The sequence below is a fragment of the Campylobacter magnus genome, from assembly GCF_028649595.1.
GTDB classification, from domain to species: Bacteria; Campylobacterota; Campylobacteria; order Campylobacterales; family Campylobacteraceae; genus Campylobacter; species Campylobacter magnus.
Map to the genome: position 1 here is coordinate 111,464 of NZ_JAQSLK010000001.1, position 25,090 is coordinate 136,553.

Here is a 25,090-nt window from a genome sequence, read left to right on the forward strand (position 1 = left end):
GTTATGCGTAGAGTAATTTCAGTAATCGTGCTAAACGAACACGGCGTGCTTTCACGCATTGTAGGGCTTTTTAGTGGTCGTGGATATAATATAGAAAGCCTTACTGTTGCCCCAGTGCCAAATAGCGAGTTTTCACGCATAAATATAGTTACAATCGGCGATGAGCATACAATCGAGCAAATTATCAAGCAACTTCACAAGCTCATTTCTACTTATAAAGTAATAGATAGCGGAGAGTTTGTAGAGCGTGAAATGGTGCTATTAAAAATCTCTTTAAATGAGGATTTCTCAGGGCTTGATGCGGTGCTAAAAAGCGCAAATGGCACAGTAACTAGCTCAAATGAGGATTATATAATAGTAATGGCATGTGATAAGGCTGATCGCATAGAAAACTTTATAAAGGTAATGAAAAAATACAACCCTTCTCAAATCGTGCGCTCAGGGTCAGTGATGATGGAGTTGTGATGCTTTTAAGTAGTATATATAAAATTTTAGGACAAAACCAACCAGCTGGATATGAACTAGACATCTCAGGCCTAAACTCACTAAAAAAAGCAGGTGCTCATGAACTCTCATACTGTGATGGCGAGGCAAATGTTAAGGACTTGGAGGGCTCAAATGCTGGGGCTATTTTGGTGCGCCAAGAACATGCTAATTTAGTAAAAAACCACGCTATAATTAGCAAAAATCCGCATTTAGATTTTGCTAATATTTCAGCGTTTTTTGCTAAACCGCTTTTTGAGGATAAGCATCCAGCCCAAATAGCTAGTAGCGCAAAGGTCATGGAAAATGTCCACATAGGCTCAGGTGTGATGATAGGTGAAAATGTCATCATCATGCCAGGCTGCTACATCGGCGATAATGTCTATATCGGCCGTGGCACACTAATTCATCCAAATGTAGTTATATATAATAATAGTAAAATCGGCGAGAGCTGCATCATAAACGCAAATGCAGTAATCGGCTCAGATGGCTTTGGCTACGCTCACACCCCAGATGGCAAACATGTAAAAATCCACCACAACGGCAATGTAGTAATCGGCAACCATGTAGAAATCGGAGCTTGTACTACTATTGATCGTGGAGTTTTTGATAGCACCGTTATAGCAGATCATTGTAAAATCGATAATCTAGTCCAAATCGGCCACAACTGCGAGCTTGGCTTTGGTACGATTTTGGTATCACAAGTAGGGCTTTCTGGCTCGTCAATTCTAGGGCGAAATGTAGTAATGGGCGGTCAAGCAGGCACCAAAGGGCACATTCGCATAGGTGATTTTGTCCAGTGTGCTGCTAGAACCGGAGTTAGCAAGGATCTGCCAGATAATAGTGGCGAGTATGCAGGTCATCCTATAATGCCGCTAAAAGAGTGGTTTAAGCTCCAAGCCAAGATTATAAGGTTTTTTAAAAAAGAAAGCAAGTAGGCTTTATGGAATTCTAGATATTTTATTCTAGAATTCCTTAGAAAAATGAGTTTAAATCTAGAATTCCCTATCTAGAATTCCTTGTAATTTCTAGGAATTCTAGATTTGAACTTAAACTTAAATTTAAAGGAGAAAATATGAGTTTTTTTGACTCTTACAATGCACATGTTGCCGAGCGCGCTACTTTGGGTATCCCGCCACTAGCTCTAAATAAAGAGCAAGTTAGAGAAGTTTGCGAGCTTCTTAAAAAAAGCCCAAGCAAAGAACTAGTTGATTTACTAGCAAACCGTGTAAATCCAGGCGTAGATGAGGGCGCAAAGGTTAAGGCTGAGTTTTTAAATGAAATCATCAACCACGACCTAAAATGCGAGCTAATCAGTAAGATTGACGCTGTAAAAATGCTAGAGCCTATGCTAGGTGGATATAGCGTGATCGTGCTAGTTGCTAGTCTAAAAAGCAGCGATGAGAGCGTAGCAAAAGCAGCTGCTGATGTGCTAAAAAATACTATTTTTGTTCATGATTATTTTAACGATGTAGCTCGCCTTGCAAAAGAGGGCAACGCAAACGCTAAAAGCGTAATCGAGAGCTGGGCAAATGCTGAGTGGTTTAAAGCAAGAGCTGATATACCTGAAAAAATCGAAGGCATAGTTTTCAAAGTGCCAGGCGAGACAAACACAGATGATCTAAGCCCAGCAGGCGATGCTTTTACTCGCTCAGATATCCCACTACACGCAAACGCAATGCTTGGCAAACGCCAACCAGGTAGCCTAGAGAAAATCGCTGAGCTTAAAAAAAACGGCCGTGAAGTAATCTATGTAGGCGATGTGGTAGGAACTGGTTCTAGCCGTAAATCAGCTACAAACTCTATTCAATGGCATATCGGCCGTGAAATCCCAGGAATTCCAAACAAAAAAACAGGTGGTGTGATCCTTGGTAGCATCATCGCTCCAATTTTCTTTAACACAAATGAAGATAGTGGTGCGCTGCCTATTATCGTTGATGTTGATGGACTTGAGATGGGTGATGAGATCACTATTTATCCACTAAAAGGCGAGATTCACAAAAACGGAAGTTGTGTAAAAACATTTAAATTAGAGCCAAATACTCTAAAAGATGAAGTAAAAGCAGGTGGTAGAATTCCTCTAATCATCGCTAGAAGCCTATGTAATAAAGCAAGAGCTGAGCTTGGGCTAGGTGCTGAGGATATCTTTATCAAACCAGAAGAGCCAAAAAACATTGATAATAGCGCAGGCTACACACTAGCGCAAAAAATGGTAGGCCGCGCATGTGGGCTTGATGGTGTTCGCCCTGGTATGTATGTAGAGCCAATTACTTCAACCGTGGGCTCACAAGATACTACTGGACCTATGACAAGAGATGAGATTAAAGAGCTTGCTAGCCTTGGCTTTAGCGCAGATTTCGTGCTACAAAGCTTCTGTCACACAGCAGCATATCCAAAACCAAGCGACGCACTAACTCACAAAACCTTGCCTGATTTCATGACAAGCCGTGGTGGTGTGGCACTTCGCCCAGGCGATGGTGTTATCCACAGCTGGCTAAATCGTATGGTACTACCTGATACAGTAGGAACTGGCGGTGACTCACATACACGCTTCCCGATAGGCATTAGCTTCCCAGCTGGTTCTGGTCTAGTAGCCTTTGCTGCAGTTCTAGGCTCTATGCCACTAAATATGCCTGAGAGCGTGCTAGTTAGATTTAGTGGAAAAATGCAACCAGGTATCACTCTAAGAGACCTTGTAAATGCTATCCCATACTACGCTATCAAAAAAGGCCTACTAACAGTAGAGAAAAAAGGTAAAATCAATGTATTTGCTGGCAAAGTGCTTGAAATCGAGGGCTTGCCTGATCTAAAAGTAGAACAAGCATTTGAGCTAAGCGATGCCTCAGCTGAGCGTTCAGCAGCGGCTTGTGTTATTGCGCTAAATAAAGAGCCAGTAATCGAATATCTAAAAAGCAATATCGCACTAATCGATGCTATGGTAGCTGATGGATATGAGGATAAAGAGACTTTACTTCGCCGCAAAGGCAAAATGGAGGAGTGGCTAGCAAAACCAGAGCTTATGAAAGCTGATAGCAATGCTAAATACCACACTGTAATTGAAATCAATATGGATGAGATCACTGAGCCAATTTTAGCTTGTCCAAACGACCCAGATGATGTGGCAACTCTAAGTGAAATTCTAAATGATCCAAAACGCCCTAAAAATATAGATGAAGTTTTCGTAGGTAGCTGTATGACAAATATCGGCCACTACCGCGCTCTTGGTGCTGTGCTAAATGGAGAAGGGCAAGTGCCTGCTCGCCTTTGGGTAGCACCTCCAACTCGCATGGATGAAGCTCAACTAAAAGCTGAAGGCGTGTATTCACAATTTGGCGCAGCAGGCGCTAGAATGGAGCTTCCAGGCTGCTCACTATGTATGGGTAACCAAGCAAGGGTGCGTGATAATGCTGTTGTGTTCTCAACTTCAACTCGCAACTTTGATAACCGCATGGGTATGGGAGCAAAAGTTTACCTTGGCTCAGCTGAGCTAGCAGCAGTTTGTGCTATGCTAGGACGCTTGCCAAGTAAAGAAGAGTATCTAAAAATCGTGCCAGAAAAACTAGCTGGTAAAGAAAGCGATATTTACAAATACCTAAATTTCAATTTGATCGATAACTTCAAATTGTAATTATTACTTTTTTATAAAGGAATTCTAGAATTCTTACTTAGGAATTCTAGAATTCCTAAACACTCTCAAAGCATTTTACAGCAAACTTTAAAAAAATTTCGGTATAATACGCTCTTTTTTATTCGCAAAGGAGCAAAAATGGGCGTAAAAGAACTCACAAATGCCATAGAAGAGCTGTTTGCTGAAAACTCAAAAGCTTATATAACTTTTGAAAAGCTAATCCGTCTTTTTGACAAAACCCCAAGTGCTGCACAAATCACCAAAATAATGGGCTTTATGGAAAAATACAAAGTCAAGTTAATTAGTGCCGCAGAAGCTACAAAGCTAAAAGACGCAATAGCACTAAAAAAATCTAGCACTAAGAAAAAAAGCCAAGAAGAAGAAACTGAATTTGACCTAAACACAGAAAGCGACCTGCTTGAGTGGTCTCGTTCTGATTCACCTGTGCGAATTTATCTTCGTGAAATGGGTGCTATTGCTTTGCTTAGCAAAGAAGAAGAAATAGAAATCAGCAAAAAAATAGAATTAGGTGAAGATACCATAATAGACGCATTTTGCTCAGTGCCGTATCTAATAGAGTTTATCCTAAGCTACAAAGAAGCTCTAATAAATCGTGAAAGGCGCGTAAAAGAGCTATTTAAAAGCTTTGATGAGGATGAAGAGGGCGAAGATAATGACGAGGAAGAAGAGTCTAATGACGACTACGAGAGCGGCGATGAAGCCCAAAAAGCAAAGGCTAATAAGCTAAAAAAACAAGACAAAAGAGCTGAGAAGGTAGAAATCAGCTTTAAAGCCTTAGAAAAAGCAAAAAAAGAGTGGATAAAAACCATGCCTACTACCAAATTAAGCGAAAAAGACGATAGTGATATCGCTGCTAAGCTAGCCCTTGCTTTTAAGAAAAAAGTGCTAAAAGAAAAGCTAGTTGACCTAGGGCCCACAAGCAAGCTAATAAATGAAATCGTTCGCTCTATAGAAACTGCGCTAAAAAGCGATGTGGACTTTAAAAAAGACCTTCAAAGCCTAGAATACCGCCTAAATCTATGCAATGACAAACTGCGCGCAAACCACGTAGCTTTGCTAAAAGATATCACAAAGCTAAGCAAAGAAGAGATTTTAGCGCGTGTGCCTGAGGCTACGATGGTAAGCACTTATATGGATATCCAAAAATTATTTCGCACAAAAGAGGCTAGCCAAACTGGCTTTGATCTAGACCAAGAAGAGCTAAAAATCGTCCTTGATCAAATCAAGCGTGGCAAAAACATAAGTGATAGTGCCAAGGGCAAAATGGCTCGTGCTAACTTGCGCCTAGTAGTTAGCATCGCTAAACGCTTTACAAATCGTGGTTTGCCGTTTTTGGATCTAATCCAAGAAGGAAATATCGGCCTTATGAAGGCTATTGATAAGTTTGAGTATAGAAAGGGCTATAAGTTCTCAACCTACGCTACATGGTGGATACGCCAAGCTATCAGTCGCGCAATCGCTGATCAAGCACGCACCATTCGCATCCCTATCCACATGATAGAGACGATAAATAAAATCAACAAAATCACTCGCTCATACATCCAAGAGCACGGCAAAGAGCCAAGCATAGAAGAAATCGCCGCTGAAATCAATCTAAGCGTGGACAAAGTCAAGCAAGTAATCAAAATCACAAAAGAGCCAATCAGCCTAGAAGCTCCTATCGGCAATGAAGATGATGGCAAATATGGAGATTTTGTAGAGGATAAAACCTCAGTTAGCCCTCTAGAGCAGATCCTAAAAGATGATCTAAGAGAGCAAATCGATAAAGTCCTAGCCCAGCTAAATCCTAGAGAGCGTGAGGTTATAAAAATGCGCTTTGGCTTGCTTGAGGATCAAAGTGACCTAACACTTGAAGAAATTGGCAAGGCTGAAAATATAACCAGAGAGCGTGTGCGCCAGATTGAGAGCTCGGCTATCAAAAAACTTCGCTATCCAAAATTTGGCAAAGAGCTTAAAAAATATGTCCACGGAGACTGAAACTACTATAGGGAATTCTATATATTATTTTTCTAGAATTCCCTGCGGTAAAATCTAGAATTCCTAAGCTTTATAGCTAGAATTTTGATCTAGGAATTCTAGATTTTCTTAATAGCCACAATAAAACCACTTATTATTTAATGCGCTACTTAAAGCATAGTATGGTAAGCAAAAAGCAAACATAATATACAAAGTATAAATCTAGAATTCCTAAGTGACAATGTTGTATTATTTTACGCATATTAGCACTTGTTTTTAGTATCAAACAGAATTCCTAAGTCAAATTTTAATTCCAGAATTCTCAAAATTGTGGTGTTAGATTTTTGAATTTATAGAAGTGACAAAAGGTTGAAATCTACTAAATAAACTCTAAAATCTATAATTTTAGAGTTTATTTCATTTTCTTACAGCTGTCTTTATCGCCATTATAGCAGGCTTTTTGCCAAATTTCTTTGGCAGTTGTGCTGCTTTTTACTACGCCAAGTCCGTTATCAAACATATCAGCTAGGATTAAGCAGGCTTTTAAATGTTGCAATTTTGAACACAGCGCATCATAAGCTGCTGCTGCTTCAGTGTAGTAGCCCTTATTATAGAGCGTGCCTGCTACTTGCATACACGCATCTACATTGCCAGCTACGCACGAATTATCTAGCGCTTCAAGCTGCTTTTGTTCTGCTTGGCTAATAGTGTGTGAGCTACCTTGGGCTTGGATATTTGCTGTAGTTTTAGGCTGCTCGCAGCCCAAAAAAACCACGCCTAAAAGCGCAAAAAGTAAATAAAACTTACTCATCTTTACCTGTGATGTAGAATACTTCTTTACCATCAAGTTTTTTAACCTTAAAGCCATTTTCTTGCCCCCAGTTATAAACCGCTAGGTTAAACTCTTTTAGCGCAGTGATGTCGCTAGTTTCGCATTTGATTTTAAATACATCCTCGCTATTTGATAGTGCTACATATCCGCCCATTGTTTTGATTTCTTCGTTTAGCTCAGCGATTTTATCTAAATCTGGCACACTTAAACCTGCTTCTTCGATGCAGCGTTTTACTTGCGCTTTTAAAGCGTCGTTTGGTGTGTAGCCTAGGCTTGTAAGTACTGGTGTGTAATGCATTGTTTCTCCTTAAAATTTTGTTTTAGTATTTTAGCACAAATTTTGCGTTTTTCAGCTTGATTTTTGGCTAATTAACACGCCTTCGATGATTTTTTTGATATCGCCATCTAAAATAGCGTCTGTTTGGCTATAAGCCTCACCACTTCGCACATCTTTTACTTGTTGATATGGAAAAAGCACATATGAGCGTATTTGATGCCCCCAGCCGATCTCATCTTTTGGCGCATTTGCCTGTTCGGCTTGCTGTTTTTGCATCTCAAACTCATATAGTCTTGATTTTAGCATTTTTAATGCAGTGGCTTTATTTTTGTGCTGGCTTCTATCGTTTTGGCACTGAACTACAATGCCAGTTGGGATATGTGTGATTCTTACAGCACTTTCAGTTTTATTTACATGCTGTCCACCTGCACCACTTGCTCTGTAATAATCAAAGCGCATATCCTTTTCCTCGATATCAATAGCGATATTATCATCAAGCTCAGGGCTTACCATAACTGATGAAAAGCTAGTATGTCTACGCCCTGCGCTATCAAAAGGACTTACTCGCACCAAGCGGTGAACGCCGTTTTCAGCCTTTAAATATCCATAGGCATTTTCGCCACGAACGATGAAGCTCACATCTTTTAGCCCTGCCTCGTCGCCTTCTTGGAAATCAAGCGTTTCTACCTTATAGCCCTCTCGCTCGCAAAAGCGCAAATACATACGATAAAGCATGCTCGCCCAGTCATTGCTCTCTGTGCCACCAGCTCCTGGGTGGATAGTGATAATTGCGTTTTTATCATCATTTTCGCCACTTAGCATCATTGAGATTTCTAAGCTTGTTACTTTATCTTCAAGCCCCTTGCTATCATCAAAAAGCGCATTTATAGTCTGGGCATCATTTTCAGCATTTGCTAACTCAAAAAGCTCGCTTGCGTCATTTAGAGCACTTTTTGCTTCGTTAAAGTTTTCTAAGATTTTAGAGATTTTGCTTTTTTCTTTGCCGATTTTAGCACTTGTTTCTACATCGCTCCAAAAGGCTGGATCGCTTTCTAAACTGGCTATTTCATCAAGTCTAGCTTTTATTTCATCAGGTTTTATGATACTAGCGATATTTGAGATTTTATTGCTAAGAGCCTTTAAAAGCTCACTATATTCGTAATTATCCAAGATTTTTTCCATTTTAAAATTTTCTAAAATAGAGATTGTATTTAAAATTTGCTTTAAAAGTGCTGATATTTTGGCTTATTATTTATTGATATTTATTTTTTTATTATATTTAAAAACATCATTTTCTATGCTTTCATTGTAGCCAAGAGTTTTGAAAATCACCTGCGATGCTATATTGCTTTTTTTTACATCAGCATATAGGTAAAAGTCTTTAAACTCTTCTAATAAAGCACTCTCGCATAATTGTAAAATAATTTTGCCAAAGCCAAGTCCTCTATAAGCTTTGTCTATGCTATAGCTTATTTTGCCTTGATTTTGTTCTTCTATTTTTATACGGATTTGCCCTATATCATTGCCATTGTAGCAAAGTATATAGTGGCGTGTTTTTAGGTCTTTTAAGGTATTTTCAAACCAAGTTTCGTGTTCAGCCCAAGTGATTTCTTTTGTTTTAAAAGAATTATTTCTTACATTTTTATCATTTGCCCACTCAAAGATAAGCTTTATGTCGCTTTGTAGGACTTTGCGCAAATATATACTTTGTTTTTCCATATTTTTGCTAGTTTTTATACCCCACGATATCAAGCCCAAAGCCTGAAATAGCAGCGAATTCTTGAGATTCATTTTCGCTTAGTAGAGTGATTTGCTTTATATCAAAGTGGCGCAAAATTTGTGCGCCTATGCCGTAGCTTTTGGCTTCTTTACTGCTTTTACCACTTAAAAACACTAGCATTCCACCTTCAGTTTTTAGTGTTTTTAGACTTTTCATAAACTCATCGTAGCTTGTCATTGATAGTAGTTCGTGGTCAGTTTTTATGCGGTGAAACTTCACATTTACAGGCTTACTAGTATCAAGTGCTCCAAAGGTGTAGGCAAAATGCGTATTGCCAAGATGGTCGCTAAGCTCGTATTTTTGGGCTGGCAAACCTGCTATTTGACTAGCTTTTGGTTTGCTAACGCTAATTAGCTGTTCGTGGTGAAGGCGGTATTCAATTAGCTCGCTTACGCTTATCATATTTAGTCCATGCTTAGCGCAAAACTCTACTAGATCATCACGGCGCGCCATCTCTCCATCATCTCGCACGATCTCACAGATTACGCTAACTGGCGCAAGTCCAGCTAAAGCGCACAGATCCACGCTGCCCTCAGTATGCCCAGTTCGCTCCAAAACCCCGCCACGCTTAGCAATCAGTGGAAAAATATGTCCAGGACGAACAAAATCAGCTGCCTTTGTGCTAGGATCAACTAACATTCTTATAGTCATATTTCGCTCGTATGCGCTCACGCCTGTTTTTGCCTTTGCTGCATCAATGCTAATGGTAAATGCTGTCTCGTGGCAGCTAGTATTGCTCGCTACCATGGGGCTTAGCTCAAACTTAGCTGCAAGCTGGGCACTCAGTGGAGTACACAGTACGCCACGAGCGTGAGTTATCATAAAATTTACCTTTGCCTCATCGCAAAAGGCAGCCGCACAGACTACATCACCTTCGTTTTCTCTATCTTCATCATCGGTCATTACGACCATTTTACCGGCTTTTATATCTTCTATTGCTTGTTTAACATTTTCAAATGCCATTTTTATAAAGTCCTTGGAAAAAATTTCGCTTACTTTATCTAAATTTTATAAATATTAAGGCAATTTTGCTACAATCTGCGCCAAAAATTTAAATTAAAGGAGCAAAAATGCGAGTTTTACTAATAAAAGATGTAAAAGGTCTTGGCAAAGCCGGCGAGGTAAAAGAAGTAAAAGACGGATATGGAAATAATTTTTTAGTTGGCAAAGGCTATGCAAAAGTAGCAACTGATGCAGTTTTGCGCCAGTGGGAAGCTAGCAAAAGAGCAAAAGCTGAGAGTGATGCCTATGAAGTAGCCCAAGCTAAAAGCCTAGCTGATGATTTAGCAAAAATTAAGCTTGAAATCGCTGTAAAAATCGGCGCAAATGGCGCACTTTTTGGCTCAGTTACCAAAGATGAAATCGCAAAAGCACTAAAAGACAAAGGCTTTGAAATAGATAAAAAGTGCTTAGAATTTGATAGTATAAAAACCCCTGGTGAGTATGAAATACACGCAAAACTAGGTCATCAAATCACAGCTAAGTTTACTTTAAGTGTAAAAGGTGAGTAATGTTTCATGCAACTACGATTTTAGCCTATAAAGGCAAAAACGCTTCAGTAATCGGTGGCGATGGGCAAGTAAGCTTTGGCAATACAATTATGAAAGGCAATGCTACTAAAATTCGACAGCTTGATAATGGCAAGATTTTAGCTGGTTTTGCTGGTAGCACGGCTGATGCTTTTAATCTTTTTGATATGTTTGAGAGAATTCTAGAAGGTGCTAAGGGCGATTTGATGAAGTCTGCTGTGGAGTTTAGTAAAGAGTGGCGCAAGGATAAGTATCTGCGCAAGTTAGAGGCTATGATGATAGTGCTAAACCGCGAGCATGTGTTTTTGCTAAGTGGCACAGGAGATGTGCTTGAGCCTGAAGATGGCTGCCTTGTAGCAATAGGCAGTGGTGGAAACTACGCTATTTCAGCTGCTAGGGCACTAAAAGCACACTCAAATCTAAGTGAGCTAGAGCTTGTAAAAGAGAGTTTAAAAATCGCCGCTGATATTTGTATATATACAAATCATAATATCAAAACTTACGAAATAAGAGATGAAAAATGAACGCAAAAGATATGAAACCAAAAGAAATAGTTGAGTTTTTAAATGATTATGTAATCGGTCAAAAAGAAGCTAAAAAAATAATAGCAATCGCACTTCGCAACCGCTGGCGTAGAATGCAGCTAAGCCCTGAAATGCAAGATGATATAATGCCAAAAAATATTCTAATGATAGGCTCAACAGGCGTGGGAAAAACTGAAATCGCACGCCGCTTAGCAAAGATGTTTGGTATGCCTTTTATAAAAGTAGAAGCTAGTAAATATACAGAAGTTGGCTTTGTAGGGCGTGATGTAGAGAGCATGGTGCGAGATCTGGCTGCTGCTAGCCTAAATTTGCTAAAAGAAGAAGAGCGTAAAAACAAAGAAAGCGAAATCAACGAGTATATAGAAAAGCGAATTTTAGAGCGTCTTTTGCCACCTTTGCCAAAGCTAGCAAGCGAAGAAAAACTGCGTGATTACGAAGCAAGCTATGCTAAAATGCGTGAGCGGCTAAAAGCTGGCGAGCTAGATAATCTAAGCATAAGTATAGAAATCGACCAAAGCGCAATAGAGGCAAATCCTACCTTGCCACCTGAAATGAGTCAAATGCAAGATAGCCTAATCAAAGTCATCGGTATAGGCTCAAAAAAGGTAAAAAAAGAACTAAAAGTAAAAGATGCTAAAAATGTGCTAAAAAACGAAGCTTGCGAGAAAATCTTAGACATTGATAATCTAAAAAGCAAGGCCTTAGAAAGAGCCGAAAATGAGGGCATAATTTTCATCGATGAAATCGATAAAGTGGCTGTGCCAACGGGTGCTAGCAGCAGGAGCGATCCTAGCAAAGAAGGCGTCCAGCGTGATCTTTTGCCTATAGTAGAGGGCAGCAGTGTAAATACAAATATCGGCACACTAAAAACCGATCATATACTTTTTATCGCAGCTGGAGCCTTTCATCTTGCAAAGCCAAGTGATCTTATCCCTGAGCTTCAAGGTCGCTTTCCACTAAGAGTAAATCTTGATAGCCTTGATGAGGATGCGCTATTTGAGATTTTAACAAAGCCAAAAAATGCTTTGCCAGCGCAGTATAAGGCACTGCTTGGTGCTGATGGTATAGAGCTTGAGTTTGAAAACGAAGCACTTCGTAAAATCGCAGCTCTAACTCACAACGCAAACGAAAAAGTAGAAGACATAGGCGCAAGACGCCTACACACCGTAATCGAGCGTGTGCTTGAAGACATCAGCTTTGAGTGTAGTAGCGGCAAGGCCATCATCACAGCCGCACTTGTAGAAGAAAAACTAGCCGATGTAGCGCAAAATCAAGATTTAGCAAAATATATTTTATAGAAAATTATTTTATGAATTTATCCTTAGGAATTCTAGAATTCTTAGGGATAAATCTAGAATTCCTAGGTACTTTTTGCGTTTATAGACTAGGAATTCTAGAATTCCTAAGTCTTGTGTCATCCCCCGACCCATTCGGGAAATCTCTACTATGTCATCCTCGGGCTTGACCCGAGGATCTCATCACAAAGAATTTAGAATTCCCTGCGTCATTGCGAGGGAGCAAAGCGACCGAAGCAATCTCTAGGAATTCTAAATTTTAGTAGGGGTTTTAGGGGCGGCGCCCCTAAGTGTTTAGGACGTAGCCCTTATAAAAAGCAGTGTGGTAAACTCCACTAAAGCGAGCAAAAATCTAGAATTTTTAGGGATAAATCTAGAATTCCTTAAAGATTGCTTTGGTTGCTTTGCTCCCTCGCAATGACGAAATTCTAGAATTCCCTAGGTAATTCTAGAATTCTCGCTGTCCTTTTGACTTTGCGGTAGCGGCTGTTAAAAGCTAGTGAATTCTAGAATTCCTAATGATAAATCTAGAATTCCTAGGGGCTTTTTGCGTTTATATCATTTAAGAATTCTAGAATTCCATATAGAGATCCTCGGGTCAAGCCCGAGGATGACATAGTAGGGAATTCTAGAATTCCTAGAACTAAATCTAGAATTCCTAGAACTAAATCTAGAATTTCTAGGTAAAATTCTAGAATTCCAAAAATAAATTCTAGAATTCTTAGTGATAAATCTAGAATTCCAAAAATAAATTCTAGAATTCCTAGGTGCTTTTTGCGTTTATAGACTAGGAATTCTAGAATTCCCAAGCCTTGTGTCATCTCCCGACTTGATCGGGGGATCTCATCACAAATAATCTAGAATTCCATATAGAGATCCCTCAAAGGGGTTGGGGGATGACATAGTGGGGAATTCTAGATAAAATCTAGAATTCCTAGCTTCGGTCGCTTTGCTCCCTCGCAATGACGAAATTCTAGAATTCCCTAGGGAATTCTAGAATTCTTGCTGCCCTTTGGGCTTTGCGGTAGCGGCTGTTAAAAGCTAGGGAATTCTAGAATTCTTAGAATAAATCTAGAATTCCTAAGGATGAATTTAGAATTCCTAGAGATTGCTTCGCTTCGCTCGCAATGACGAAAATTCTAGAATTTCATATATAGATCCCCCAGTCAAGCTGGGGGATGACATAGTAGGGAATTCTAGAATTTCAAAAAAAAGACACCCCCTAACCCCCAGAAATTCTAGAATTCCTAAGGATAAATTTAGAATTCCTAAGCAAAAAAATTGCCCTGTAAAAAATAAAAAAATAGCAAATTTTTACATTTTTAAGCTTGAATTTCTAAAAAGAATTCTAAAATTGCGCTTTTATTTTACAAAAGCAAAGAACATAAAATGAAACCAAAAATTGGCGATTTAGCATTATTCATTAGCAAATATCTTGCTGCACTTCATGCGTGTGGGGCCTTTGTATCTCGTGAAAATCGCTGCACTCAGCGCATCGCTCATGCTTATGGCTATGATATTAGCATTAACTTTTTTTTCAACAACACTGCCCTTACGCTAAAAGACCAGCAAAATCCACATATCAAAGAAACGCTCGTACTCTCAAATCCAGCCGTGCAAATAAACCTAGCAGAACTTAGAGAACTAAGCGCGCTTAGCTGGCACATCCACGATGATAGACCTGAGCTTGCGCAGTGCTACGAGCATCTAAAAACCGCAAAAGAGCGCAATATCAAAGAGCGCAATATCTGGGTGGTTTTGCTTGTAGTTGGAATTTCGTTTGGTGCGCTTTGTAGGCTTTTTGGCGGTGATTTTGTAGCGATGGCTTTTACTTTTGGGGCGGCTTTTAGTGGGGCAGGGCTTAGGCATTTGCTTACGCTTTGGGGCATTGATATGAGGCTTCAATACATTTTTTTATCCTTTTATTCATCGGCGTTTGTGGCGTTTTTGGGCGGGATTTGGGCGGCTCATTTTGGCGAGTTTAGTATGCATATTGCCATTGCTACTAGTATACTTTATCTAATTCCAGGTATATTTTTTATCAACTGCGTGATTGATATTTTGGATAATCATGTTTTAGTGGGCTTTTCACGCATTGTAAATATAGCTATTTTGATTACTTGTATGGCGATTGGTGTGTATTTGACCTTGGTTATTTTTGAGCTTGGAGCACTAGCATGAGTTCGGTTTTTTGGGGTATTGGGGCGGATATGATTTTTGCAGCACTTGCTGGTTTTGGCTTTGCTTATGGGGCAAAGCCGCCGGTGCCTGCGCTTATTTTAGCTGCTTTAATCGCTGCTTTTGGGCATGCTTTTCGCTTTACTTTGGTAAACTTTTTAGGCTTTGAGATGATTGTGGTGGCTACTTTTTTGGCTTCTTTTTTGGTAGGACTTTTGGGTCTTATGGTAGCTAAGTTTTACAAAACACCACTTGAGGTCATTACCTTTCCTGCACTTTTGCCTATGATACCTGGATTTTATGCTTATAAGAGCATATTATTGCTTTTTGAATTTTTAAATACTAGCGATGAGATGGCAAAAACTATTGCTCTTTCAAACTTCTTTTATCAGCTTTTTATCACGATAGGGGTTACATTTGCGCTTGCTGCTGGGGTTAGTACGATGATATTGGTTTTTGCAAAAAAGAGTTTTTCTATAACAAGGTATAGCAATATTTTTAAAAAAAAGAGTATAATAGCGAAAAAAATTTCTAGGGAGTAGAACATGATGCCTGATTGGGACGAGAAATACTGCATCGGAAGCGCTGTAGTAGACGATGAGCATAAGCGTCTTTTTGAGCTTGCAAAAAAAGCGTATATTTATGCTAGTAAAAATGTCTCAAAAGAGCAAATGAAAGAGATTGTAACTGAATTTTTTAACTACATGAAAGAGCATTTTGCTCACGAAGAAGAGTATATGAAAAGCATTGGCTATCCAGCATTGCCAGCACATGCTAAGATTCACAAAGAAATCATCCATAGCATGTCAGATCTAATCACAAAGATCAAAAATGTAAATGAAATGAAAGAAAACCTAGTAACAATCGCAAAATCATGGCTACTAGAGCACATCATCCAACAAGACATGAAAATCGAAGAGTGGCATAGAAAAAATAAAGATGTAAATGTTGTAGAATACGATTATGTTTGTGGTTGTCCTGGTAGAGTACACAAAATCTCTCACACAATCCATCTAAAAATAGTTGATGAGGGCAAAAACTTTAAATGTACTGCTTGCGATCAGGTGATTAAACAAAAATAAATGTTTGAGTGGAAAAGGGAATATAGCGTCGGTAACGCTTTGTTAGACAAGGAACATGAGCGTTTCTTTGAGCTAGCAAAGCGTGCTTTTTTTACTGGACGCAATGAAGTTTCACCGATTTATCTAAAAAATCTAATCAATGATTTTGTAAATTTTGCTAAACAGCACTTCAAGCACGAAGAAGATTATATGAAGCAGATCGGCTATCCTTTTTTAACCGAGCATGCTGCTTTGCATGAAAATATTTTGCGCACTTTTGTCATGCTTAGTAGCAGTGATAAGCCTGTATTGCAGGCAAAAGAAGAGCTTATAAAAGTCGTGCGTGCGTGGCTAGTAGAACACATGCTAACTAACGATATACGCATTGAGCGTTGGCAGAAAAAACAACAAATCAATATTACCGAAGAAAATGTATTAGAAAAAGAAATCAATGAACTAGAACAAAAGTTCATAGACTACGATTATGTCTGCAACTGCCCTGATATGGTTCACAAAATTCCTGAGAGTATTCATTTGCGTATAGTTGCAGGTGAGCCTTTTGTCTGCGAAAGGTGTGGCGCAAAAGTAAAGCTAAAGAATTAAAATGTCACAAAACTCACAAAAATATAACGCTCAAATCAATAAAGAGCATATTTTAGGCTTTTAGATAATGCCACTTTCTCATCTAAATCCTGAGCAGTTTGCTGCTGCTAGTGCGCCTTTTGGACACAATCTTATAATCGCCTCAGCTGGCACTGGCAAAACTAGCACCATAGTCGCTCGCATAGCTCATCTTTTAAGCTCTGAGGTAGAGGCTAGCAAGATTTTACTACTTACTTTTACAAACAAAGCCGCAGCTGAAATGCTCTCTCGCCTTGCTAAAAAGTTTGATAAAAGCGTGGTTTCTAGCGTGAGTGCTGGGACTTTTCACGCTACTGCTTATGCCTTGCTTAGAGCAAATGGCTTTGATATCACGCTAAAGCAGCCAAGCGAGCTAAAACTACTGCTAAAAAGTATAGTAGGACAAAGAAAATTTCATCACATTAGCGATATAGGCGCATTTAGCGCGGCGTATTTATACGAGCTTTACTCATTTTTTCAAAACACCGGTGGGGATGATTTTGAAGAGTGGTTTAGAGCAAAAAACGGAGAACAAAGCGTATATAGCGCAATTTATGCTGATATTTTGCGTGAGTTTGAAGAAGAGAAAAAACGCTTTGGCTATGCTGATTTTAACGACCTTTTGCTATACCTAAAAAGAGCTTTAAAAGAGGGCGATATAGCTCAGGAATTTACTGAAATTCTAGTAGATGAGTATCAAGATACAAATTTGCTTCAAAGCTCACTAATAGATGCTTTTGGCGCAAAGAGCTTATTTTGCGTAGGGGATTATGACCAAAGTATTTATGCTTTTAATGGCGCAGATATTAGCATAATAGGCTCGTTTAAAGAACGCTACAAAGACGCTAAAATCTACGCGCTAAATACAAACTACCGCTCAAGCCAAAATATCCTAAAACTAGCAAACCGTGTAATAGCAATAAATCCACGCCTCTATGAAAAAGAGCTAAAAGTGGGCAGAGAAGGTGTTTTTAGCCAGCCGCGCCTGCTAGTATATGATGATCTTTTTGCGCAGTATAAGGGCATAGCGCAAATAATTAGCTCTCTAAAAGTGCCAAGCGATGAAATAGCTGTGATTTTCCGCAATAACTCAAGTGCTGATGGCGTAGAAATCGCTCTAAAAGAACTAGGGATTGCCTCAAAGCGCAAGGGTAGTGGGAGTTTTTTTGAAAGTCGTGAGATAAAGGCTCTAATCTCGCTTGTCTCGCTGCTGCTAAATGGCAAGGATATAATGGCGTTTATTGATGTAGCGCAGTATTTTAAGGGGCTTGGCGAGGCAAAATCAAAGCAGATTTTTGAGCTTTTATCTCAGTGTGGGGCAGGGGACGCTATAGCTGGACTGCTGCGACCTGACCCAAAAGCCACTATCACGCACAAAAGGCGCAAAAACTACGAACTAGGGCTTTTTGATGATGAGCTTAGCGTGAGCGAAAACCTGCCAGCAAGCATAAAAAATCACAAAATCGCTAGTTTTTTATCTACTGAGGGCGGGGAGTTTTTAAGCGATTTGCTATATTTTCTAAAAGCGCTAAAAGGCGTAAAAGACGCCTCAGCCTGCCTTGGGCTTATCATCGCCTCTCCAATATACGAAAAAATCGCCACCGCAATCGCTCACAAAAAATCTGTTCATAAAGATAAAAGCATAGATGAGAGCCAAAAAGAGCTTACAAAAGAGCGAATAATCCATAGGGCAAGGTCGCTTGAGAGCATTGCTAAAAACTACAAAGATTTAAGCGCGTTTTATAATTTTTTAAGCCTTAGTGATAGCCAAATGAGCGCAGGTAGCGGTGTAAGCTTGCTTAGCGTGCATGCTAGCAAGGGGCTGGAGTTTGAGGCTGTTTTTGTCATAGACCTGGCGCAAAACCGCTTCCCAAACATCCGTCTAAGCTCAGGTGCTGGGGGCATAGAAGAAGAGCGAAGGCTTTTTTATGTAGCTGTAACAAGAGCAAAAAACGAGCTTTTTTTAAGCTACGCAAAATACGACAAAAACGGCAAAATCAGCTATGAGCCAAGCCAGTTTTTAAAAGAAGCTGGTTTTAAAATAGAAAAAGAATAAATCTAGAATTCCTACTTAAAATTTGTTAGGAATTCTAGAATTTTTGCCTAGGAATTCTAGATTTATGCTAGGAATTCTAGAATTTTTGCCTAGAAATTCTAGATTTTCTGGGGGTTAGGGGGTGTCTTTTTTTGGAATTCTATAATTCCATAGCTAAACAAGGCGTACTATGTCATCCCCCAGCTTGACCCGAGGATCTCTATATGGAATTCTAGAATTCTATTATACTTCCCCTGTCATTTTTTTAAGTGATATACTCTCGTTTGGGCGATCGAATTCTTAAATGATATAAACGCAAAAAGCCCCTAGGAATTCTAGACAACCTCTCTTCTAAGGAATTCTAGAATTTTTGCCTAGGAATTCTAGAATTATTATTAGGAATTCTAGAATTCCCTAGCTTTTAACAGCCGCTACCGCAAAGTCCAAAGGGCAGTGAGAATTCTAGAATTCCCTAGGGAATTCTAGAATTTTGTCATTGCGAGGGAGCAAAGCAACCGAAGCTAGGAATTCTAGTTTTTGCCTTAGGAGTTCTAGATTTTAGCTTAGGAATTCTAGATTTTTGCTCGCTTTAGTGGGTTTGCCCACTGCTTTCAAATTTTATAAGAGCTACGCCCTAAATCCTTAGGGGCTGCCGCCCCTAAAACCCCACTAGAATCTAGAATTCTCTTGCTTTATCTGCGTTTTTTGGGGAATTCTAGATTTTCTGGGGGTTAGGGAGTGTTTTTTTTGGAATTCTAGAATTTCTAGTAAATTCTCTTAGGAATTCTAGAATTCCCTACTATGTCATCCTCGGGCTTGACCCGAGGATCTTTATATGGAATTCTAGAATTCTCTGTGATGAGATCCCCCGATCAAGTCGGGGGATGACACAAGACTTGGGGAATTCTAGATTATCCTTAGGGAATTCTAGAATTCCTAGTGTATTATGCTCTTTATAAAAAATTATAAACTCCCACGCTAATTATCGCCGCTGGTACGATAATGCGTATTACCCACACCCAGATTTCAAAAACGCCTTTTGGCATTTGGTGTTTTAGGTTTTCAGCCAGAGTGCTTTTTGGCACGACCCAGCCCACAAACACGCAGAAAAATAAAGCACCCAAAGGCATAAGAATAATCGAGGTAATATAATCAAGCAAATCAAAAAAGCTCTTTCCAAAAAATGTAAATACCTCTGCGCTAGGCTTGTAATAAGAAAGTATACAAATAAAGCCCACCACGAAAATAAACACCGCACAATACGCCACCGCCTTTGGACGCTCTACTTTGACATTATTCATCAAAAATAGTGCCGTAGGCTCGATGATAGAAATAGCAGAGGTAATACCAGCAAAAATTAAAGCCATAAAAAACGCAAAGCCGATAATCTGCCCAGCCACGCCCATAGAACCAAAAAGCGAAGCAAGGCTTACAAAAATAAGCCCAGGTCCTTCGCTAGCATTTTCAATAGGTATAAAGCTAAAGACCACAAGCCCCATTAAAATGCCAACCATGGTATTTAGCACGATGATGTAAAAAACCGAGCTAAAAAGATTAGTAAACTTATCAGTATTTGCTGCGTAAGTACACACCGTTCCCATTCCAAGGCTCATAGAAAACATAGCAAGCCCAAGGGCTTTTAGCAGCAAGTCAGCATCTAGGACTTTTGAGAGGTCTGGGGTGAATAAAAAGCTAGCAGCACCTGCGAAATTGCCAAAAATTGCAGAATAAGTAACCAAGGCTATAAGCAAGATAAAAAGACTTGGCATAAGCACTAAATTTAACTTTTCAATTCCTTTTTTAACGCCTTTTAAAATCGTATAGATTGAAAGAGCAAAAACGATAAGAAAGCCCATGCTAACGCCAAAAATATTGTTTGATGCTAGGTAGCCAAAGGCCTCTTTTGCACTTACTGGATCAGTTGGCAGCTGCGACATACACAGCATTGCGTAGTAAAATATCCAGCCAACCACAACTAGATAAAAGGGCACTATCATAATGCTGACAAATACAAAAAACCCACCAATGCTCCACGCTCTTTTAGCACTTGGTGCTAGCTCGTAGATGGCGCCTACTGTATCACGCCTAGTAGCACGCCCTAGCAAAGCCTCAGCTAAAAAAGCAGCCGCACCGATAGCCAGACACAGCACCAAATACACCAAAATAAAAGCAAAACCGCCACCAAGCCCCACCATAGTAGGAAACTTCCACGCAGTCCCAAGCCCTATAGCTGAACCTGCCATAGCCAAAATATAGCCAACACGCGAAAAATGCGCTTCTTTATGCATAATCTCTCCTTAATTAAGTCTATAAATACCGATTCCAACGACTAAAATCGGCAAAATAAATCGCAAGATAAAATACCAAATATCCACCGCAAACTTTGGTGCGTAGTTTAAAAATAGTGTATAAAATCGCTCTTTTGGCATTATCCAGCCAGCAAAAATGCTAAAAAACAGCACGCCAAGCGGCATAAGTACATTTGAAGTAGCATAATCTAATATATCAAAAATACTCTTGCCAAATATAGCAAAACTATCTTTTGTAGGCTCATAAAAACTAAGCACACAAAGCACTCCAAGCCCAAAGACCAAAATTCCAAGAATTGCGCTAGATTTGATTCTGCTTATGCCTTTTTCATCCTCGAAGTATCTTACAGCTGGTTCTATCATCGATACAGCAGATGTTATACCAGCAAAAAGCAGTGAGATAAAAAACATAAACCCAAGCACAGAGCCTACCGCTCCAAGCTCGCCAAAAAGCGAAGCAAGAGAGACAAAAATCAGCCCTGGGCCATCGTTAGCACTGGCCCCAGGTGCTACTTGAACGAAGCTAAATACCACAAGCCCCATGAGAATTCCCATGCAGATATTAAGCCCTACTATATATAATAAGGATTTAAAAAGATTTGTATCCTCACCCAAGCTAGCCCCATAAGTGCTAACCGTCCCCACACCAAGTGAGAGCGAAAACAGCGCTAGTCCCATGGCAGCTAGTATCAGCTCAGGGTCTAAAATCTTGCTAAAATCAGGGGTAAAAATAAAACTCACAGCCCCACTAAAACCGCTACTATTAAAAGTAAATGAATATATCAAAATCACAATTAACAAAATAAACAAGCTAGGCATTAAGATAAAATTTAGCTTTTCTATACCTTCTTTTATACCTCTTGATACTGTATAAAAAGTGATGAAAAGCACCGCAAAATAGCAGGACAAAACGCTTGTTAGATTGTTTTTAATAAGACTATCAAAAAGCTTGCCAGCCTCATCTGTGCTAGCTGGAAGCCCACCAATGCTAAGACAAGCGTAGTATAAAATCCAGCCGATAACCACAAGATAAAACGAAGCAATAAGCAAAGCTGTAATCATAAAAAATCCGCCAAGCCCCCAAAATCTCTGCCCTTTTGGTGCTAGTTCTATGAGAGCCTTTGGCGTGTCCTTACCACTAAGTCTGCCTATGCCAGCCTCTGCCAAAAAAGCTACACAAGCTATCAAAATCGTAAGCACAAAATAAAGAAAAATAAAAGCAAATCCTCCGTGATTGCCAGTCATTGTAGGAAATTTCCATGCATTGCCAAGTCCTATAGCAGAACCAGCCATGGCTAAAATATAGCCTAGTTTGGAGAATTTTTTATGCATTTCTTGCCTTTTAGAAAAAAAAATTTGTCAATTCTAGCAAAAATAATTTTAAACTTTGTTATAATTAAGGCTTGAAATCAAATGTAAAAAGGAAAAAAATGAAAATAATCGAAGGAAAACTAGCCCTAAGTGGCAAAGAGCGTGTGCTTATCATTAACGCTAGGTTTAATCACATTATCACAGACCGCTTGGTTGAGGGCGCAAAAGACGCTTTTATCCGTCATGGTGGAGATGAGAAAAATCTTAGTTTATTGCTTGTGCCTGGGGCTTTTGAGATACCACTTGCGCTTGAAAAAGCACTTAGTTCAGGCAAGTTTGATGCTGTGTGCTGCGTGGGTGCGGTGATCCGTGGTAGCACGCCTCATTTTGACTATGTTAGCGCTGAGGTGGCAAAAGGCATCGCAAATGTAAGCCTAAAACACGGCAAACCAGTAACCTTTGGCGTGCTAACAACTGATAGCATAGAACAAGCTATCGAGCGCGCAGGCTCAAAGGCTGGCAATAAAGGCTTTGAGGCGATGGCTGGGCTAGTTGAGCTTATTTCACTTTTTGATGGGCTTAAATAATGGCAACTCGTCATCAAGTGCGCCAAGCTGTCATAACCTTTCTCTACGCGCATGAAATGGATACATTTAATAAGGATTTTGCTAGCGAGTATTTTGCTGAACAAAAGATAAAAAACGAGCAAAAAAATTTCGCCGAGACTCTTTTTGGTGGTGTTTTAGAAAATATTGATAATATTGATGAAAAAATCAACTCTTATCTAAGTAGCTTTAAGTTAGCTGAACTTGGGGCTATGGAGAGGGCAATTTTGCGGCTTGGGGCGCATGAGATACTAGCGCAGACTTGCGAGGCTAGGGTGGCGATTAGCGAGGCTGTGGCTTTGGCTAGTGAGTTTGGCTCTACAAACGGCGTAAAGCTCGTAAATGGCGTGCTAGATAATATCGCAAAAGATAAAAGCCCAGTAACAAGCGCAGCTGTGGATACAAAAGAATTCTATGAAAATCTAAGCGCAATACAAGAGAGCCTAAAACCAAACGAGTCTAGGAATTCTAGAATTCCTAAGGATAAAGAGAACAATGAGCTTAGGAATTCTAGAATTCCTAAAGAAAGCGGCTTTAAAAAATCAGCAAAATCAGGCCCAGCCAGCAAAACAGCCGCAAAACAGCCGCTAAAGCGAGCTAGAAAGGATGAGAAATGAAACTTTGTGTAGCACTTGATTTGCCTAGCCGTGATGAGTGTCTAGGGCTTGCTAGTGAGCTAAAAGGGCTTGATTTATGGTTAAAGGTTGGTATGAGAGCCTTTTATAGAGATGGGCTTGATTTTATTTGTGAGCTTAAAAAAATCAGCGATTTTAAGATTTTTTTAGACCTTAAACTCTATGATATACCAAATACCATGAGTGATGCAGCAGCCGAGCTGTGCAAGACTGGGGTGGATATGATAAACATCCACGCAAGCGCAGGTGCTGTGGCGATGAGAGCAGTGATGGAGCGCATCGCTAGTGAGAAAAACCGCCCACTAGTGTTAGCAGTCTCAGCGCTAACTAGCTTTGATGAGAGCGGATTTAGCGATATTTATCACACAAATATAGAAAGTGCTGTGCGTAGCATGTCGCTTTTAAGCAAAGAATCTGGGCTTGATGGTATGGTTTGTTCGGCTTTTGAGAGCAAGATGATAAAAGAGCATTGCGGTGATGATTTTATCACGCTTTGTCCTGGGATTCGCCCTGTATTGCGTGGTGAGACCTCCGCTCAAGATGATCAATCAAGAGTAGCTGGTGTAAGCTTTGCAAAGTCTCACAAAGCTGATTTTATTGTAATTGGTAGACCGATTTACAAAGCTAGCAATCCAAAAAATGCCGTAAAAGAAATTTTATCTCAATTTTAAGTAAAATATAAGCTTTTCGTGTTATAATTCCAGTTCTTTTTACTTTAAAAAGAACTTGGACAGGTGGGTGAGTTGGTCGAAACCACACCCCTGCTAAGGGTGCAGGCTCTAACCGGGCCTCGAGGGTTCGAATCCCTCCCTGTCCGCCACTATGCCCATAAAATCATCATTTCAAGCAACTTTTTTTAGCTTTTGGTTTCCCTATGCCTAGGCGAGCTTAATACAACTTTAAATCTCGGTTAAAATCTTGTAAATTTTGATTAACATAATTTACATAAACATTATAAATCATTTTAGGCGTGCTATGACCTAGCAGGGCAGCAAGCTTTACAGGCGTTACATAGTTATTAGTAAGCATAAAAGTCGCATAAGTGTGCCTCATAGTGTAAGGACGGCGATATTTGATGCCTAAATCAGCTAGAATTTTGCTCCAAATATCTTGAAAAATTTGAGAATCTCTATAGGGCTTATTATATTGATTTTCTAGCAAATATCCACTAAAAAACTTGCGGCTGTCTATAAACTCGCATAAAGTTTGCCTTAGATTTTTTAAAATCGGCACTTTACGCATACTTTTAGCAGTTTTTGGAGTGCCTTCGCCAAAGCGAGAGCGAGTAGAATTTATAGAAATTATATCACTAACAAAATCAATATCTTTTAGCTTTAATGCTATAATCTCGCCAGTGCGCATACCAGTAAAAAAGCCTAGTCGCACGAATATTTGAAAATTTTGGCTATATTTTTTGCTCTCAGCTAAAATTTCAGTTACTTCATCATTGCTAAAAGGCTCTATTCTAGGGCTAGTATGCTGTAAAGATTTTAAAAAGGTTATAGGATTTCTATTTATAACTTCATCTTGCAAAGCAAGTGTAAAAATACCACTTAATGCGCTTATATAGTGCTTTTTACTTTTATTGCTAACATCATCAATACTAGCAAGCCAAAGTCTAATAAAACTAGGCTTAATCTCATCTATATCAAGACTTGCGAAGTCTTTTAGCCTAGTTTTAACAATTCCGCAGTTTTTATCATAAGTGCTAGGCTTCCAGCTTTTTTGACCTAAATCAAGCCAAAGTTTAGAATATTTTTCAAAAGTCATATTTTACCTTTTTTATGAGCTCTATAATATTTAGTATTTAAATATCTATCAAAAAGAGCAGGATATTTAGTAACAAAATGGTAAAGTTCAAAATCATTATTTTTTAAATAAACAACTAAATCACAATAAAAGTAAATATCTTGTTTTTTTATAATCTCAAAAACAAGCTTTTTTTTCTCTAAATAAACAAAATAAGATTCTAAATCTTTTTTAGCCATT

General features: G+C 39.3%; 24 protein-coding genes and 1 tRNA gene. 16 read left to right on the forward strand and 9 right to left on the reverse strand.

The genetic code is table 11. The annotated features are described in order from the left end of the window. Positions 1-3 precede the first annotated feature (3 nt). From ilvN to rpoD, 4 genes are all read left to right on the forward strand, one after another. Positions 4-465, forward strand: a complete 462-nt coding sequence (gene ilvN, locus PTQ34_RS00505) for an acetolactate synthase small subunit (RefSeq protein ID WP_273931519.1) — start codon at positions 4-6, stop codon at positions 463-465. Further along, the gene (gene lpxD, locus PTQ34_RS00510) at positions 465-1,421 is read left to right on the forward strand and encodes a UDP-3-O-(3-hydroxymyristoyl)glucosamine N-acyltransferase (protein ID WP_273931520.1); all 957 of its coding nucleotides are present in this window, start codon (positions 465-467) and stop codon (positions 1,419-1,421) included. Before ilvN ends, lpxD begins: the two co-directional genes overlap by 1 nt. Positions 1,422-1,558: 137 nt before the next feature. After that, positions 1,559-4,111, forward strand: coding sequence for a bifunctional aconitate hydratase 2/2-methylisocitrate dehydratase (acnB, locus tag PTQ34_RS00515; protein ID WP_273931521.1), 2,553 nt, complete (start codon positions 1,559-1,561; stop codon positions 4,109-4,111). A 138-nt stretch (positions 4,112-4,249) separates the two neighbouring features. Beyond that, positions 4,250-6,109: an RNA polymerase sigma factor RpoD gene (gene rpoD, locus PTQ34_RS00520; RefSeq protein WP_273931522.1), complete on the forward strand. Its 1,860-nt coding sequence runs from the start codon at positions 4,250-4,252 to the stop codon at positions 6,107-6,109. Positions 6,110-6,500: 391 nt separating this feature from the next. Here rpoD and PTQ34_RS00525 read toward each other — a convergent pair whose 3' ends face one another. The 5 genes from PTQ34_RS00525 to PTQ34_RS00545 all read right to left on the reverse strand — a co-directional run bounded on the left by PTQ34_RS00525 (position 6,501) and on the right by PTQ34_RS00545 (position 9,940). Continuing rightward, positions 6,501-6,956 (reverse strand): SEL1-like repeat protein, encoded by a 456-nt coding sequence (locus tag PTQ34_RS00525; RefSeq protein WP_273931523.1) that lies wholly within the window; start codon positions 6,954-6,956, stop codon positions 6,501-6,503. Then, positions 6,892-7,218: a type II secretion system protein gene (locus tag PTQ34_RS00530; RefSeq protein ID WP_273930498.1), complete on the reverse strand. Its 327-nt coding sequence runs from the start codon at positions 7,216-7,218 to the stop codon at positions 6,892-6,894. Before PTQ34_RS00530 ends, PTQ34_RS00525 begins: the two co-directional genes overlap by 65 nt. A 51-nt stretch (positions 7,219-7,269) precedes the next feature. Further along, positions 7,270-8,367: a peptide chain release factor 2 gene (gene prfB, locus PTQ34_RS00535; RefSeq protein WP_273930499.1), complete on the reverse strand. Its 1,098-nt coding sequence runs from the start codon at positions 8,365-8,367 to the stop codon at positions 7,270-7,272. A gap of 78 nt (positions 8,368-8,445) precedes the next feature. Next, entirely contained in the window at positions 8,446-8,949 is a 504-nt protein-coding gene (locus tag PTQ34_RS00540; protein WP_273931524.1) for a GNAT family N-acetyltransferase, read from the reverse strand. Further along, positions 8,924-9,940: a bifunctional 3,4-dihydroxy-2-butanone 4-phosphate synthase/GTP cyclohydrolase II gene (locus PTQ34_RS00545; RefSeq protein ID WP_273931525.1), complete on the reverse strand. Its 1,017-nt coding sequence runs from the start codon at positions 9,938-9,940 to the stop codon at positions 8,924-8,926. The genes PTQ34_RS00540 and PTQ34_RS00545 overlap by 26 nt, the downstream gene beginning before the upstream one ends. A gap of 107 nt (positions 9,941-10,047) precedes the next feature. Between PTQ34_RS00545 and rplI the strand changes: the two genes are divergently transcribed. From rplI to PTQ34_RS00585, 8 genes are all read left to right on the forward strand, one after another. Further along, a complete protein-coding gene (gene rplI / locus PTQ34_RS00550; protein ID WP_273930502.1) occupies positions 10,048-10,488 on the forward strand; it encodes a 50S ribosomal protein L9 in 441 nt (146 codons plus the stop codon). Next, positions 10,488-11,030: an ATP-dependent protease subunit HslV gene (hslV, locus tag PTQ34_RS00555; RefSeq protein ID WP_273930503.1), complete on the forward strand. Its 543-nt coding sequence runs from the start codon at positions 10,488-10,490 to the stop codon at positions 11,028-11,030. Before rplI ends, hslV begins: the two co-directional genes overlap by 1 nt. Next, positions 11,027-12,349 (forward strand): HslU--HslV peptidase ATPase subunit, encoded by a 1,323-nt coding sequence (gene hslU / locus PTQ34_RS00560; protein WP_273931526.1) that lies wholly within the window; start codon positions 11,027-11,029, stop codon positions 12,347-12,349. Before hslV ends, hslU begins: the two co-directional genes overlap by 4 nt. Positions 12,350-13,735: 1,386 nt before the next feature. After that, positions 13,736-14,527, forward strand: a complete 792-nt coding sequence (locus PTQ34_RS00565; protein ID WP_273931527.1) for a threonine/serine exporter family protein — start codon at positions 13,736-13,738, stop codon at positions 14,525-14,527. Beyond that, on the forward strand, positions 14,524-15,066 hold the full coding sequence (locus PTQ34_RS00570; protein ID WP_273931528.1) for a threonine/serine exporter family protein: 543 nt from the start codon (positions 14,524-14,526) through the stop codon (positions 15,064-15,066). Before PTQ34_RS00565 ends, PTQ34_RS00570 begins: the two co-directional genes overlap by 4 nt. 3 nt (positions 15,067-15,069) lie before the next feature. Continuing rightward, positions 15,070-15,606 (forward strand): bacteriohemerythrin, encoded by a 537-nt coding sequence (locus tag PTQ34_RS00575; RefSeq protein ID WP_273931529.1) that lies wholly within the window; start codon positions 15,070-15,072, stop codon positions 15,604-15,606. After that, positions 15,607-16,188: a bacteriohemerythrin gene (locus PTQ34_RS00580; RefSeq protein ID WP_273931530.1), complete on the forward strand. Its 582-nt coding sequence runs from the start codon at positions 15,607-15,609 to the stop codon at positions 16,186-16,188. Positions 16,189-16,255: 67 nt separating this feature from the next. Further along, the gene (locus tag PTQ34_RS00585; protein WP_273931531.1) at positions 16,256-18,262 is read left to right on the forward strand and encodes an ATP-dependent helicase; all 2,007 of its coding nucleotides are present in this window, start codon (positions 16,256-16,258) and stop codon (positions 18,260-18,262) included. A gap of 932 nt (positions 18,263-19,194) precedes the next feature. Here PTQ34_RS00585 and PTQ34_RS00590 read toward each other — a convergent pair. Then, positions 19,195-20,529 (reverse strand): sodium-dependent transporter, encoded by a 1,335-nt coding sequence (locus tag PTQ34_RS00590; protein ID WP_273931532.1) that lies wholly within the window; start codon positions 20,527-20,529, stop codon positions 19,195-19,197. A gap of 9 nt (positions 20,530-20,538) precedes the next feature. Then, the gene (locus PTQ34_RS00595) at positions 20,539-21,882 is read right to left on the reverse strand and encodes a sodium-dependent transporter (RefSeq protein ID WP_273931533.1); all 1,344 of its coding nucleotides are present in this window, start codon (positions 21,880-21,882) and stop codon (positions 20,539-20,541) included. 98 nt (positions 21,883-21,980) lie between these two features. On the opposite strand from PTQ34_RS00595, the gene ribH reads away from it, so the two are divergent. The 4 genes from ribH to PTQ34_RS00615 all read left to right on the forward strand — a co-directional run bounded on the left by ribH (position 21,981) and on the right by PTQ34_RS00615 (position 23,921). Then, complete coding sequence (gene ribH, locus PTQ34_RS00600) at positions 21,981-22,448, forward strand: 6,7-dimethyl-8-ribityllumazine synthase (protein ID WP_273931534.1); 468 nt, start codon at positions 21,981-21,983, stop codon at positions 22,446-22,448. After that, positions 22,448-23,083, forward strand: coding sequence for a transcription antitermination factor NusB (gene nusB, locus PTQ34_RS00605; protein WP_273931535.1), 636 nt, complete (start codon positions 22,448-22,450; stop codon positions 23,081-23,083). Before ribH ends, nusB begins: the two co-directional genes overlap by 1 nt. Beyond that, the gene (gene pyrF, locus PTQ34_RS00610; RefSeq protein WP_273931536.1) at positions 23,080-23,772 is read left to right on the forward strand and encodes an orotidine-5'-phosphate decarboxylase; all 693 of its coding nucleotides are present in this window, start codon (positions 23,080-23,082) and stop codon (positions 23,770-23,772) included. The genes nusB and pyrF overlap by 4 nt, the downstream gene beginning before the upstream one ends. A gap of 57 nt (positions 23,773-23,829) precedes the next feature. After that, positions 23,830-23,921 (forward strand) — tRNA-Ser (locus PTQ34_RS00615). Positions 23,922-23,989: 68 nt separating this feature from the next. Here PTQ34_RS00615 and PTQ34_RS00620 read toward each other — a convergent pair. Beyond that, positions 23,990-24,871 (reverse strand): tyrosine-type recombinase/integrase, encoded by an 882-nt coding sequence (locus PTQ34_RS00620; RefSeq protein WP_273931537.1) that lies wholly within the window; start codon positions 24,869-24,871, stop codon positions 23,990-23,992. Then, positions 24,868-25,089: a hypothetical protein gene (locus PTQ34_RS00625; protein WP_273931538.1), complete on the reverse strand. Its 222-nt coding sequence runs from the start codon at positions 25,087-25,089 to the stop codon at positions 24,868-24,870. The genes PTQ34_RS00620 and PTQ34_RS00625 overlap by 4 nt, the downstream gene beginning before the upstream one ends. Between the last annotated feature and the right edge of the window lies 1 nt (position 25,090).

What these genes read in the sequence shown, in the direction of transcription:
- nusB (WP_273931535.1), top strand. Translation starts at nt 22,448, where the DNA reads ATGGCAACTCGTCATCAAGTGCGCCAAGCTGTCATAACCTTTCTCTAC.
- PTQ34_RS00525 (WP_273931523.1), bottom strand. Translation starts at nt 6,956, where the DNA reads ATGGCTTTAAGGTTAAAAAACTTGATGGTAAAGAAGTATTCTACATCA.
- PTQ34_RS00575 (WP_273931529.1), top strand. Translation starts at nt 15,070, where the DNA reads ATGATGCCTGATTGGGACGAGAAATACTGCATCGGAAGCGCTGTAGTA.
- lpxD (WP_273931520.1), top strand. Translation starts at nt 465, where the DNA reads ATGCTTTTAAGTAGTATATATAAAATTTTAGGACAAAACCAACCAGCT.
- ilvN (WP_273931519.1), top strand. Translation starts at nt 4, where the DNA reads ATGCGTAGAGTAATTTCAGTAATCGTGCTAAACGAACACGGCGTGCTT.
- PTQ34_RS00580 (WP_273931530.1), top strand. Translation starts at nt 15,607, where the DNA reads ATGTTTGAGTGGAAAAGGGAATATAGCGTCGGTAACGCTTTGTTAGAC.
- pyrF (WP_273931536.1), top strand. Translation starts at nt 23,080, where the DNA reads ATGAAACTTTGTGTAGCACTTGATTTGCCTAGCCGTGATGAGTGTCTA.
- PTQ34_RS00590 (WP_273931532.1), bottom strand. Translation starts at nt 20,529, where the DNA reads ATGCATAAAGAAGCGCATTTTTCGCGTGTTGGCTATATTTTGGCTATG.
- rpoD (WP_273931522.1), top strand. Translation starts at nt 4,250, where the DNA reads ATGGGCGTAAAAGAACTCACAAATGCCATAGAAGAGCTGTTTGCTGAA.
- PTQ34_RS00595 (WP_273931533.1), bottom strand. Translation starts at nt 21,882, where the DNA reads ATGCATAAAAAATTCTCCAAACTAGGCTATATTTTAGCCATGGCTGGT.
- PTQ34_RS00625 (WP_273931538.1), bottom strand. Translation starts at nt 25,089, where the DNA reads ATGGCTAAAAAAGATTTAGAATCTTATTTTGTTTATTTAGAGAAAAAA.
- PTQ34_RS00530 (WP_273930498.1), bottom strand. Translation starts at nt 7,218, where the DNA reads ATGCATTACACACCAGTACTTACAAGCCTAGGCTACACACCAAACGAC.
- acnB (WP_273931521.1), top strand. Translation starts at nt 1,559, where the DNA reads ATGAGTTTTTTTGACTCTTACAATGCACATGTTGCCGAGCGCGCTACT.
- ribH (WP_273931534.1), top strand. Translation starts at nt 21,981, where the DNA reads ATGAAAATAATCGAAGGAAAACTAGCCCTAAGTGGCAAAGAGCGTGTG.
- rplI (WP_273930502.1), top strand. Translation starts at nt 10,048, where the DNA reads ATGCGAGTTTTACTAATAAAAGATGTAAAAGGTCTTGGCAAAGCCGGC.
- PTQ34_RS00620 (WP_273931537.1), bottom strand. Translation starts at nt 24,871, where the DNA reads ATGACTTTTGAAAAATATTCTAAACTTTGGCTTGATTTAGGTCAAAAA.
- PTQ34_RS00585 (WP_273931531.1), top strand. Translation starts at nt 16,256, where the DNA reads ATGCCACTTTCTCATCTAAATCCTGAGCAGTTTGCTGCTGCTAGTGCG.
- PTQ34_RS00545 (WP_273931525.1), bottom strand. Translation starts at nt 9,940, where the DNA reads ATGGCATTTGAAAATGTTAAACAAGCAATAGAAGATATAAAAGCCGGT.
- PTQ34_RS00570 (WP_273931528.1), top strand. Translation starts at nt 14,524, where the DNA reads ATGAGTTCGGTTTTTTGGGGTATTGGGGCGGATATGATTTTTGCAGCA.
- hslV (WP_273930503.1), top strand. Translation starts at nt 10,488, where the DNA reads ATGTTTCATGCAACTACGATTTTAGCCTATAAAGGCAAAAACGCTTCA.
- hslU (WP_273931526.1), top strand. Translation starts at nt 11,027, where the DNA reads ATGAACGCAAAAGATATGAAACCAAAAGAAATAGTTGAGTTTTTAAAT.
- PTQ34_RS00565 (WP_273931527.1), top strand. Translation starts at nt 13,736, where the DNA reads ATGAAACCAAAAATTGGCGATTTAGCATTATTCATTAGCAAATATCTT.